8 protein-coding genes are annotated in these 12,672 nt (G+C 35.6%); 2 read left to right on the top strand and 6 right to left on the bottom strand.

The genetic code is table 11. The annotated features are described in order from the left end of the window. Positions 1-586: 586 nt before the first annotated feature. Positions 587-3,697 carry an efflux RND transporter permease subunit gene (locus tag SAGCYANO_RS29025; RefSeq protein WP_202223246.1) on the top strand — a complete coding sequence of 1,037 codons (3,111 nt, stop codon included), beginning with the start codon at positions 587-589 and terminating at the stop codon, positions 3,695-3,697. Positions 3,698-4,806: 1,109 nt separating this feature from the next. On the opposite strand, the gene SAGCYANO_RS29030 is transcribed toward SAGCYANO_RS29025, so the two are convergent. From SAGCYANO_RS29030 to SAGCYANO_RS45885, 5 genes are all read right to left on the bottom strand, one after another. Then, complete coding sequence (locus tag SAGCYANO_RS29030) at positions 4,807-5,454, bottom strand: peroxiredoxin-like family protein (RefSeq protein ID WP_202223247.1); 648 nt, start codon at positions 5,452-5,454, stop codon at positions 4,807-4,809. A 446-nt stretch (positions 5,455-5,900) separates the two neighbouring features. Continuing rightward, positions 5,901-6,479, bottom strand: a complete 579-nt coding sequence (locus SAGCYANO_RS29035) for a TetR/AcrR family transcriptional regulator (RefSeq protein ID WP_202223248.1) — start codon at positions 6,477-6,479, stop codon at positions 5,901-5,903. A 685-nt stretch (positions 6,480-7,164) separates the two neighbouring features. After that, positions 7,165-8,265: an aldo/keto reductase gene (locus tag SAGCYANO_RS29040; protein WP_202223249.1), complete on the bottom strand. Its 1,101-nt coding sequence runs from the start codon at positions 8,263-8,265 to the stop codon at positions 7,165-7,167. A gap of 614 nt (positions 8,266-8,879) precedes the next feature. Further along, the gene (locus SAGCYANO_RS29045) at positions 8,880-9,077 is read right to left on the bottom strand and encodes a DUF3768 domain-containing protein (RefSeq protein ID WP_237396834.1); all 198 of its coding nucleotides are present in this window, start codon (positions 9,075-9,077) and stop codon (positions 8,880-8,882) included. Continuing rightward, positions 8,996-9,820, bottom strand: a complete 825-nt coding sequence (locus SAGCYANO_RS45885; protein WP_237396820.1) for a hypothetical protein — start codon at positions 9,818-9,820, stop codon at positions 8,996-8,998. Before SAGCYANO_RS45885 ends, SAGCYANO_RS29045 begins: the two co-directional genes overlap by 82 nt. A gap of 818 nt (positions 9,821-10,638) precedes the next feature. Here SAGCYANO_RS45885 and SAGCYANO_RS29050 point away from each other — a divergent pair. Then, a complete protein-coding gene (locus SAGCYANO_RS29050) occupies positions 10,639-11,010 on the top strand; it encodes a hypothetical protein (RefSeq protein ID WP_202223250.1) in 372 nt (123 codons plus the stop codon). 191 nt (positions 11,011-11,201) lie between these two features. Here SAGCYANO_RS29050 and SAGCYANO_RS29055 read toward each other — a convergent pair whose 3' ends face one another. Further along, the gene (locus tag SAGCYANO_RS29055; RefSeq protein WP_202223251.1) at positions 11,202-12,407 is read right to left on the bottom strand and encodes an RNA-guided endonuclease TnpB family protein; all 1,206 of its coding nucleotides are present in this window, start codon (positions 12,405-12,407) and stop codon (positions 11,202-11,204) included. Between the last annotated feature and the right edge of the window lie 265 nt (positions 12,408-12,672).

Below are 12,672 nucleotides of genomic sequence, written 5' to 3' on the forward strand. Positions count from 1 at the left end.
AAGACTGAATATTTTTTTGATAATTATTAGCTAGTCATTGTTAATTATTCTTATTTTTACCTCTCCCCTACTCCCTCACTCCCCTACTCCCCCGCAATGCAAAAATGTAGCAAACATTTATCAAATTGGTATTATATCATGTCCGGTAGCATCGGTATTGTATAGCAAAGGTAGGGAACAGGGAACAGGGAGGAATACTTAAGAGCAAGAAAAAAAACTTAAATTTCCTATAGATATTCACCTTTGAATTTACACAAACGATACCAGCGGACTTAACGAAGTCAGAAGTCAGAAGTCAGAAGCGGTGCGACCCCGCGACGACGCCAGCTCGCTTGCGGAACGCGCACTCCTGTGAGTCAGAAGTTATTTTTGTAACGTGGATTAGAGCAACGCTCCAAAAATATTACGCCTTAAAAGGCGGGGTTTTAGACCCTGATGATTTTGATAATATTATTTCTTGTCCGGATAAGAGTACAAACAAAAAACTTTCTTCTTCTACTATTCTTTCTTCTTCTTTCTTTCCTCCTGACTCCTGTACGGGCGAGCAGAAAAACTGATAACTGTTAACTCTTAACTGATAACTGAAATGGCTACCTTATTTTATCGGAACTTGCGATTATTAATACTAACCATACTAATTATTGTGGTCTGGGGAATATCATCTTTTTTGACACTACCACGACTTGAAGATCCAGAATTAACTTCCCGCTTTGCAGTCATCACAACTTTTTGGCCGGGAACTGATGCAGAACAGATAGAAACATTAATCACAGAAAAAATAGAAGAAGAACTATCTGAAATTGAAGAAATTAAAACTACAAATTCAACTTCTAAAGTAGGAAGTTCAACTATTAGTATTGAATTATTAGATTCAGTTCATAAAGCAAAGGTGGACACAGTTTGGCTAAAAATTAGAGAGCAATTAAATCAAGTTACTCCCCAATTACCTGCTAGTACAAGTCAGCCACGATTAGAAGAACTTGAAGCTAGAGCTTATACCATGATTACTGCTTTAACTTGGGAACAAGATACAAATCCCAATTATGCGATTCTTACCCGTTTATCTGAATCATTAAAAGATAAATTATTAGCATTGCCAGGAACAGAAAAAATCGCTGAAATTGGTAATCCTCAAGAAGAAATAGTAGTAGAAATTGATGCCGCTCAATTAGCTAGTCTTGGTCTCACCGCTCAACAATTATCAGCACAAATTCAACAAAGTGATGCTAAAGTTTCTTCCGGTCAGTTTCGCAGTCAAAATAATGATTTACTTCTAGAAGTTGATTCAGATTTAGATTCCCTAGAGCGGATTAGAAATATTCCAATTAGCTTTAGTAACCAAGGGCAATTTACTCTACTTGGAGACATTGCTAAAGTGAGGAAAACAATTGCTGAACCAGCAAATGAACTAGCATTAATTAATGGTCATCCTGCTTCTGCTTTAGCTGTATTTGTCAAATCAGATTATCAAATAGACCTCTGGGCAAAATCGGCAGAAGTAGTGATAGAAAAATTCCGGCAAGAGCTTAGTCATGGTCTGAAACTTGAGATAATTTTTAATCAAAATAATTATATTCAAGCTCGTTTCAACAGTCTGATGTTAAACCTGTTAGTGACTGGAATGCTGGTATTTGGAATTACATTATTTTTAATGGGTTGGAAATCTGCAACTGTTGTGAGTTTAGCATTACCCTTATCAAGCTGTATGGTTTTAGGGATGATGAAGCTTCTGAATGTTTCTGTAAATCAAACCTCAATAATTGGATTAATTGTAGCTTTAGGATTATTGATTGATACAGCAATTATTGTTGTTGATAAAATTACTAAAAATATGGTTTCTGGATTGAGCGCTGAAACTGCTATTAATGATGCAGTTAATCATTTATTCCTGCCATTAACAGCATCAACTTTAACTACAGCTCTAGCGTTTTTACCAATTGTTTTAATGTCTGGTCCTGGTGGAGAATTTGCTGGTGGTATTGGCATTAGTGTAATTTTAGCTGTTATTTCTTCTTTAATATTTTCTCTAACCATAGGTTCTGGTGTAGCAGGCAAACTATATCATATCTATCATTATTATTCGCATTATATTCAACGAAAATGGTGGCAAACTGGGTTTGCAAATTCCTATTTAACTAAACTTTACAAAGTCAGTCTACGAAGTGTATTTCGCAGTCCATGGTTAGGAATATTATTAAGTTTAATTTTACCGATAACTGGTTTCATTCAAGTCAGAACTCTCCCCCGACAATTCTTTCCTCCAGCAGAAAGAAATCAACTGCAAATAGAATTAGAATTACCTGCTTTAAGCTCGATTGAAAAAACAAAAAATACGGCTATAAAAGTCAGAAACCTAATGTTAAAAAATCCAGATATTGAAGAAATACAGTGGTTTTTAGGACGTAGTTCCCCTCGGTATTTCTACAACTTAGCATCAGGTAGACAAGACCCAAATTATGCTCAAGGAATTTTACAGTTAAATTTAATTGCTAAACCAGAATTTGTTAATGCACTCCAAGCAGAAGTTGATGCTAAATTTCCTGACGCTCAAGTTTTGATTCGACAATTAGAACAAGGACCTCCCTTTGATGCACCAGTAGAAATGAGAATTTATGGTCCTAACTTAAATCGTCTACAAGAATTAGGACAACAAGCAAGAAGTATCTTAGTTCAAGTTCCTAACGTAACTCACACCCGCGACACTTTGAGCGAAATTCGACCCCAACTACAACTACAAGTGAATGAGGAAGAAGTTCGTTTAGCAGGATTAGATCGTGCTACTGTTTCACAACAGTTGGAGAGCTTGCTAGAGGGAAAGTTAGGAGGTTCAATTATTGAAGATACTGAAGAATTACCAGTGCGGGTGCGAGTATCGAATGCTCAACGGGGAGACATTAGTCAAATTACATCTCTAGACTTACAACCAACTGGTTCCAGTCTCAATCAAAACCGATTTAGTGCAACAGATACAATACCCCTGTCAGCTTTAGCAAAAGTAGAATTAAAGCCAGAATTTTCTCTGATTAAAAGACGAAATGGCAGACGGGTAAACTTGATTCAAGGTTTTGTTGCTGCCGGGGTTTTACCTTCTCAAGTTTTGCACGAGTGGCAACAAAAGTTGAATGATTCAAACTTTGAGTTACCATCCGGGTATTGGTTGGAAGTTGCTGGAGAGTCAGAAAAACAAGGTGAAACTGAAGCAAATTTGTTTGCTACGGTACCTCTAGTGTTGTTGTTAGCAACTTCAATTTTAGTTTTATCCTTAAATTCTTTCCGAGCAACTGCCATTATTGGTGGAGTCGCTATTTGTGCTATTGGTTTAGGATTTTTCAGTTTATGGTTATTTGGTTATCCCTTCGGTTTTATGAGTCTGATCGGAACATTTGGTTTAGTGGGAGTTGCCATTAATGATTCAGTAGTAGTTTTAGCTGCTATCCTGGAAGACCCCAAAGCATCTACAGGCAACCGTCGAGCTATGCGTCAAGTCGTTATGGCTTCCACTCGTCATGTAGTTGCCACAACCTTAACTACAATGATCGGGTTTGTTCCTTTATTGGTACAAGGTGGTAACTTTTGGCCACCTTTGGCGATAGCGATCGCTGGTGGTGTAGGTGGTTCAACACTCGTTGCTCTCTATCTTGTTCCCTGTTCGTATTTATTGATAGCTAATTTTGGGACTTTAGGGAGTAGGGAGTAGGGAGTAGGGAGTAGGGGAGTAGGGAGTAGGGAGTAGGGGAGTAGGGAGTAGGGGAGCGGGGGAGCGGGGGAGTAGGGAAAAAAAGATTAATCTTAAAACTGTACCTCTAATTCTGACTCCTGTTTGCGGAGCATTCCGTCGGCAATTCTGTTTGCGGAGCATTCCGTAGGAAATTCTTACGAAATACCCTAGCTATTTGTAGCAAACATTTATCAAATTGGTATTATATCATGTCCGGTTAAACAGTGATAATAAATAACTACGGAGGAGTCAGAACTCAGGAGTCAGAACTCAGGAGGAAAGAGGGAAGAAACAAGAACAACAGGAGAAAAAGGAGAAAGTTTTTTTATAACTAATTATCCGGACATGATATTAGATATTTATATCTATCGTTTTTCCCTTTTTTTCAATATTTACCCCCTCTTCCTTCTTCCTTCTTCCTTCTTCCTTCTTCCTTTTAAACAGTGATAATAAATAACTACGGAGGAGTCAGAACTCAGGAGTCAGAACTCAGGAGGAAAGAGGGAAGAAACAAGAACAACAGGAGAAAAAGGAGAAAGTTTTTTTATAACTAATTATCCGGACATGATATTAGATATTTATATCTATCGTTTTTCCCTTTTTTTCAATATTTATCCCCTCTTCCTTCTTCCTTCTTCCTTCTTCCTTCTTCCTTTTAAACAGTGATAAATAAATAACTACGGAGGAGTCAGAACTCAGGAGTCAGAACTCAAGAGGAAAGAGGGAAGAAACAAGAACAACAGGAGAAAAAGGAGAAAGTTTTTTATAACTAATTATCCGGACATGATATTAGATATTTATATCTATCGTTTTTCCCTTTTTTTCAATATTTATCCCCTCTTCCTTCTTCCTTCTTCCTTCTTCCTTCTTCCTTTTAAACAGTGATAAATAAATAACTACGGAGGAGTCAGAACTCAGGAGTCAGAACTCAGGAGGAAAGAGGGAAGAAACAAGAACAACAGGAGAAAAAGGAGAAAGTTTTTTATAACTAATTATCCGGACATGATATTAGATATTTATATCTATCGTTTTTCCCTTTTTTCAATATTTATCCCCTCTTCCTTCTTCCTTCTTCCTTCTTCCTTCTGCTATTTAACTTTTTTTAGCACATTAATAATCTCTTCTGGGTCGAGACGTTGTGTATAATCTGGGTTAACAAAAGCATGGATAATTGTACCATCTGAGGCAACTACATAAGTGGCAGGAATTGGTAATTCAAAACTTTTATCACCGTTATAAGCTGGTAAGTCAATACCAAAACTTTGATATATTGGGCGTAATTCTTCGGGCAGTTCAAATACTAAACCAAATTCTTTAGCAACTTGATTTCCCCCATCGCTTAAGACTTCAAAAGTTAATTCGTTTTTCTCTGTTGTGGAAAGAGAGTTGTCTGGTGTTTCTGGAGAAATTGCTATTAATTTTGCTCCTAATTCTGCGATTTGTGGCAAATACTTTTGTAAACCTCTTAATTCCATATTGCAGTAAGGGCACCATCCGCCACGATAAAAGGAAATTACTACAGGACTTTCTACAAGTAATGAATTTAATTCTACTTTTTTACCTACTGCATTTGGCAAACTAAAGTTAGGAACTTTTTCCCCTACTTTTAAACTATTATCAACAATATCGGAGTTAGCTAAATCAACTACCGCTTTATTCATTTTTGCCTTGGCATTTTCTGGTAGTTGGGCTTGTATTTTAGCTTGGAGTTCTTGTAAGTTTTTGGTTAATTCCATGGAATTTTCTCCTATTCTTTAGAATGATTGTTCCAATTAAGGTAAAAAAATCAAAGCTAAGAAGTAAATTAATCTATAGCAACAAACAAGTTGCTTAGGATATAGACTAATGATGAATCTCAAACAGGAAAATGTTTTTCTCCCTATACCCTGTTATATCAAATCCGGTAGTATCAGTATAATTCAAGACCGTAGGGGTTTGGTCTCCAAACCCTCTACAAACTAGGAATTTTCGCCAATATTGATGGTAGAACCTTATTCTCCAAAGCAAGGGTATTTGATATTCCGAATAATTAAGGTTTAAAGCCTCTCATAAGCAAGGAGAAGCCAGAAAAAGTTTTCCTTTGAATCAATCCTATCCGTTTTCAAGGAGAGGTCATTATTAATTATTAATTATTAATTATTAATTATTAATTATTAATTATTGAACTATTCCCTATTAACTGCTATAAAACAGAAAGAGCCATTTTAGCTATATCTTGTAATGCTTTTCGGTCAGGATTAACTTTAGAAACTACCCGTAAACCTTGTAAACAACAAGTAAGAAATCTAGCTACAGCAGTGCAGTCATGTTTCTGATTAATTTCACCTTTTTCTTGAGCTGTAGTTAAGGCTTTTTCCAGTGCATTTTCAATTCCTTGAATCTTCGCAGCAATTTGTTTAGCACTTTCTGGGTTGTTGCCACCAAGTTCAACAGCAGTGTTTGTGACTAAGCAGCCTTTACGATCTTCATCTGTTACGGCAGAATCAATCATACCATAAAAGATATCTACAATGGTTTGTTTAGAAGCATCATCAGCTTCCAATTTACTAATCATCGGTGCCACAAGTCTAGAATCGTAATAGGCGATCGCTTCATGAAACAGAGATTGCTTATCGCCAAAAGTATCATAAAGACTGCCTCGGTTGATACCCATCTTATCAACTAAGGTTTGTATGGAAGTCCCTTCATAGCCATAACACCAGAAGGTTTGCATTGCCTTCATTAATACTTCATCTCTGTTGAACTCTTTCTGCCTACCCATCACCTTTGATTTTAACTGCTGATATTTTTAATATAGCAATTCTGGAATGATTAGTCAAGTATCAAGTATCAAGAATTTAGAATTTAGAATTTAGAATTTAGAATTTAGAATTACCTCTCCTTGAAAAGAAGAGGATTGGGTTAAAAGGGAATTTTTTTCTTCTCTTGGTCGATTGGATATGGTTAGGTAACCCATCCATCCCTCAACCGTTTTTTTCTCCATGAATGGAGAGTCAAGTAGTGGACTGTTTCATCTTAAATGTTGCATTAGAAAATGGGGTGATGGGGGATGGGGTGATGGGGGATGGGGTGACGAAAAAAGCGCTCTGCACTATTTTAGGTGAAACAATCCAGTAGGGTGCGTTAATGAAATGTAACGCACCATCTAGATTTTAATGAGGAGTTACGCACTGACAATATATGTAGGGTTGTGGTGTGTTACGCTCACGCGCTTCACACCCTACTAGACTGACACAGCTAAAACTGTGCATTAGCTTTTAACTTGAAATTCTTAATGCATGACTTTTGAATGCATGACTTTTGAATTGAATCTAATGCACCATTTAAGGTGTGTCAGTCCACTACTGTACTACTACTCCCCATCTCCCCACACTCCCCTACTCCCCATACTCCCAGACCTATCCGTTTATCCGTGTCATAATCCGTGTGAGCCACTCCCCTACTAATCAACCTATTAACTGGTCAAAGTCCGCAGCATCTAATGGAGGAATGCTAGTTAAAGCCAGATTTTCTGCTGTATGCTTAGGAGATTTCATTCCTACTAAGGCCGAAGATAAACCAGGCACGCTGCGGGTAAATTGGAGAGCCCGTACTGCATCTGTTTTCAGATTTTCGCCAAGGCCATCAATGATATTTTGGGGAAGTTGCACGAGATTTTTAGCTTGGGCAATGGAGGCACTGGCGATCGCATTAATACCCAATTGGTTTGCTGCGGTAATAGCGGGTAAAATTTTGCCGTCTACAGGTTGAGTAGGAGTGCTAACTGCTTCTTGCATTGTCAAGTTTACTGGCAGTTGAATAAATTGGAAGCGATCGCCTTTTCCACCTGCTATTTGTTGAGCAATAGATTTAGCTTTAGCTAAGTCTATGTGTTTAGCATCTGTTGGTGGCACTCGAAAACCTTGCCAAGTAGCTATTCCATAAGCAGTTATTTTTCCCGCATCAGCAGCTTTTTCTAACACTGCAAAAACAGCTTTCAGACGACGATAAAATTCCTCTAAAGGAATAATTCCCAGTTGAGTTTCTGGATTATGTAAATAATAAATATCAATAGTTTCCACTCCCAAATTTGTTAAACTACGTTCTAGTTGGTCTTGAATATATTCTGGGTGCATGCAGTGAATTCCTGCCACCATATCTGTCATTTGAATATTAAATTTGGAGTTATCTACATACTCTTGTTTAAACCATTTTTCTCTTTCTCTGTTAGGAATAAAACCGCCCTTAGAACAAATAATTAATTCTGCTCGCGATACTATTTGTGATTCTATTAACTGAATAAGAGCTGCTTTCACACTCATTTCACCATGTTGAGAACGATAATTAATAGCAGTATCTATTAAATTTATCCCGCTTTTTACTGATTTAATAATTGCTTCTGTGACTAAATCATCTGTTGCGACATCTGACGTTCCAAGATATGTGCCGATACCTATTGAACTCATTGTTAAGCTATTAATTTCTCGGAAGTGTTTTCGGGTACATTTTGTTTGATGAAGTTGGGCATAAGACTTAGTTGCCGTTATTGTTGCTTTTCCTGAAATCACTATTTTATTCCTTAATTTTTTCAGTTATTAATATCTTGAATACTGTTTTGCATTTATGAAAAAATCTATCTTATCCATCAATTAAACGCCAAAATCAGCCGTTTTTAGTAAGCTACAACTAATAGATAATTGGAGCTTATTGTAGATAATACCAGATTATTAGGTAACAGTTACAAGCCGCTAAACTTATTGATGGCACAGGAAATAATTGGTGAGGAAATAAACTGAATAATGAACCTTAGACAGGGAAAAACATTTCTTACCGAATAATTAATAATTAATAATTAAATAATTCTGGTTTAAAGCCTCCCCTTTTAAGGGGAAAAAAAAGAAATAATGTTTCCTTATATTCAATTCCGTAACGGTTTTAACCAGAGGTAATTATCAATTATCCATTATCCATTATCAATTAATGAATGTTGTCTCTACCGAGTGCGCTACCAGGTGTGTCTAACGTGCGTTGTGCGCCAGCTAAACAAAAAAACTTTCTCCTTCTATTCCTCATTTTCAATATTTCAATCCCAATACTTTCCTAGGTCATCCTGCACAAACAGGCAGAAGTACTGATAACTGATAACTGATAACTGATAACTGAAATGACTCCTGAGTGATATCTAATATTCATCAGCTCGTATTACCAATAATACTCTAGTAGTTTTATTAATATCTTCTGGTGCATCTGAGAGCATAATCATACTTGTGTCTAGATAGTCAATTTTCCAAACATATTCTACACCATCCATGATAACTTGACCCACATTATGTTCACCTCTAGGATCATTTTCTGAAGTAAAATTAGAAAAATCTTGAATTTCTTTAAAAAGTTGTTTTTGCTTTTTCTTGGCAATGCTAATACTTGCCTACTCATTTTGTATTCTCCTAAACTTTTATCCCCATTTCTAAAGCGATCGTTTAATTTAGCTATTGTTGTTTTTTTTACTTGTTCTTCTGTTGTTCTATTCCACAATTCTTGAGCCGAATATGCTAAAGAATTAAACTTCTCAAAGACACCTCTATCCCAAGATGAAACTGATTCAATTTTTGTTATTAAACTTGACCAGTTTATTTGATTCTCAATTTTGATTGCTCTTTCTGGCTGAGTTTTATCTTCTATTAACAGTAGAGTTAAATATGGCATTTTTTGCAGCTTGTATAGAGGAGAAGGTAAAATATCTCCACCATAATGATTAATCCAGATGTGATAAATATAATCATTTCCAGATAACTTGAAAAGTACATATAGTGGTGCAACAAATATAGAACCTACTTTTGTGATAAAAACTCCTGCTTTAGCAGTCACTTTTACAGAACTTTCTAAGTTCCAACTTTTCCCTGAAGACACTTTTAATAAAAATAATGGTTCATAATCTGTTGTTAACCCTGTTCCTGTAGATAGAGGCAAAAAAATTCTATCTTTTCCAGAACGAGAGTGAGTTAAAATCCAATTCCAAGTTGACGTACCTACTGGAGACTGACTAAATACCTTAAAAAAATCATCTAGTTGAGGTTCAGGAAGTTGTTTACGTTGATTTAATAATTGTTTATTTTTGCTCATTTTTTCTGCAATAGTTTGATTTTAAAGATTTTTTTAGTTTCCCGGTTTTTATAGTTAACATTAACTGTGCCTTAATTTTTATACTTTGATTGGCACTAGAACTAAGCTATAGAATAGCAACTTACCTCTTAGATTTTATAATAGCTTAACTATAGAAGAAAGTAGAAAGTAGAAAAATTAATTAAGATTTCAGTTGATTTTGGCTACTAGATTTTATTATGACCAAAAAATTGTGGGTATGCGCCTCCCCTTTTAAGGGGAGAAAAAAAAGAGCATATTTTTTATGTCAAGCCTCCTTATTGCAGAGGTACTGATAACTGATAACTGAAGTCCGCAGTTACGACCTTATGGGGCTAACTGATAACTGAAATGACCAGCTTTATAGCTAAATTTATGTTGAGTATTTTGGCCAAAATGTCCTGTTGATTAACTTAGTTTAAGTAGTGAAATTTTTTCTTGGTGTAGGTATTAAGTATTACAGAGTAAAAATATTAAAATTTTGGAAAAATATGGATTCAAATTTATTTGATTGATTTAGGTCAGTAACATAACTTAAAATTTGATATTTTTATACATAGCTAAAACTTATAACTACAATGGCATTTAATCTTTTATAAATCATAGTATTTATTAATTAATTCGATCGTTATTTGCAGATAAATACTTTTAATTTATTTGTTTGATATATAGCTGTCGATCAACTAAGATGAAAAAAAATTGCTAAAGATAATTTTCAATAACTTACTGAGATATAGCGTTTCTTAGTAAGCGTGAGGTACACTCAGGAAAGTAAGAGGGCAGGAGGCAGATTAACTCTAATGGTAAATTTAAGTGGAAGTTGGTTAGGTACTTATTGGCAACAGGGAAATCCTACAAGATTTGAAGCTACTTTGATTCAAGGTGGTAATACTTTGAGTGGAAATATATTAGATGACAGTTATTTAGGAGAAGCTATACTAAAGGGTGAAGTTATTGGACGCAAAATTAGTTTTACAAAGCTTTATCTTACAAATTCACAATACATTATTTATTATGTTGGAACTGTTTCTGAAGATGAAAATTTTATGGAAGGAAAATGGCAAATAGGTAGATCGACTTCTGGAATTTGGGAAGCCAGCAGAAGCAATGAAGACCTAATGATTGAGTTGAAAAATTTTCTCTCTAAAAAGTTCCCTGTTTCTTTGAGTTAATTGCTAATAATATATAGTTATAGTGAATATAAAGAAGTTGGAAGATTGAAGAAGGCAGAAAGCAGCGGGAGCTGTTTGCGCAGCATGACAAACTGAAAGGCAGAAGTTCTAATTGCTGATGGATAGTCAACTACTGGTCACTTCATATCTACAAACCGTACGAAAAAAACTGTAGAAAATTGTAACAGCCTTTATCTTGATATTGGATTAACCAATACTGGCTGTACGGCGCAGCTCACTATTCCCTCGGCAGTAAATGCCCCTGGGAATTTCTTTCTAATTATTTGAAGACTGCCATTAACATCGGCATTAATAACTATACCAGTTCCACTCCTAAATAAACCACGTTTTACTCGTTTACCTACATAGTTTTCATGGCATATCGGTTTTTCTAAGTCAACCGCAGATGTTTTACTGGTGTAACTTTCTTCTGTTTCAATTACCTTGATTCCTGCCAGTTGACATTTATAAGTTATCTGTTCAATTAGCTTGGAGTGAGGTATTTGAGTAAATTTTTGGTTGTTGATTTTGCCAATGTTTGCACCTTGTTTCCAATTATCATTTTTTCCAATTACTACAGTACCAATATTACTCTTCACTAAATAATTTACGACTAACTTGCTGGTGTTATGCAGGTAATTCTCCACAAAACGATTTCTATGATAACTTAATGCTTCAATCTTACGGCTAGTTTTTCTGTTCCCTTTGAGGTTACTTTGGTACTTGGCTTTTCGCTTGTTATATAGTTGATTGACGCTTTTTAGTGGCTTCCCATTAATCAGCAGTGGTTTAACACCAGGCTTATTTGTAGATAGAGCAACTAATCTGTCAATTCCTAAGTCTATTCCGGCTACATATGTTGAGTGTATTTGTGGCTGAAGAGTTTTTTCATACACTACTTCAATTATATAGCAGGCAGTAGCAGGTACTATCCTTACTTCGATTACAGTATCCACAACTACAGGTATTTTGATATCACTCATTGATAAGTGACAAATACCATCTTTTAAAGGGGCTTTATAGACTGATTCCTTTGAATATATAACTACATTCCTACCTTGAGTTTTATTCTTATACTTTGGTATTTTGGGTTTACCTAAAAACTTCCCTGGATATTTTAACCATTCTTTTATAGCTTGAAAATAGCCACGCCAAGTGGCAACCAAGCATTTTATTATTTGTTTTGATACTTTAGTTGGCAAGGCTCTATAAGCATCGCTATCTTTGGTGGCGTGGTACAGTTTAGTTAGTGAGAGACTTTTACCAGTACAGAAAAAATGCTGACGACAGTGATAGTTAGCCAAGTTATATAGGTTTTTTGACTTAAAAGCTAACTCATCACACACCTGCCAAAAGTTATGTGTTCGTCTAATTATATGTCTGTCAACAACTTTCATGGGTCTGTCTACTCAAATTTTATGGCCCTCGCCCGTGATTACTATAATGCTCGAAATCATTCATTGCCTAAATTTACGTTTTCTATTAACTTGTTTAATATTACAATACTTTTCTACGTTTGACAACTATTTTCTACAGTTTAAGTTTAACAGTTAATAACCCCAAATAATTTTAAGCTCCCCCGTTAACGGTGGGTTATTAAAGGAGTATTCAGCGGTCAGCTTTTCCTGCGGAATGCTGCGCAAACAGCGATCGGTAAATTTT

The organism is Okeania sp. KiyG1, from assembly GCF_014132355.1.
Taxonomy (GTDB): Bacteria; Cyanobacteriota; Cyanobacteriia; order Cyanobacteriales; family Microcoleaceae; genus Okeania.

Excerpts from the sequence above, each read along its gene's own strand:
- SAGCYANO_RS29025 (WP_202223246.1), top strand. The coding sequence starts at position 587 with ATGGCTACCTTATTTTATCGGAACTTGCGATTATTAATACTAACCATA.
- SAGCYANO_RS29030 (WP_202223247.1), bottom strand. The coding sequence starts at position 5,454 with ATGGAATTAACCAAAAACTTACAAGAACTCCAAGCTAAAATACAAGCC.
- SAGCYANO_RS29035 (WP_202223248.1), bottom strand. The coding sequence starts at position 6,479 with ATGGGTAGGCAGAAAGAGTTCAACAGAGATGAAGTATTAATGAAGGCA.
- SAGCYANO_RS45885 (WP_237396820.1), bottom strand. The coding sequence starts at position 9,820 with ATGAGCAAAAATAAACAATTATTAAATCAACGTAAACAACTTCCTGAA.
- SAGCYANO_RS29050 (WP_202223250.1), top strand. The coding sequence starts at position 10,639 with ATGGTAAATTTAAGTGGAAGTTGGTTAGGTACTTATTGGCAACAGGGA.
- SAGCYANO_RS29055 (WP_202223251.1), bottom strand. The coding sequence starts at position 12,407 with ATGAAAGTTGTTGACAGACATATAATTAGACGAACACATAACTTTTGG.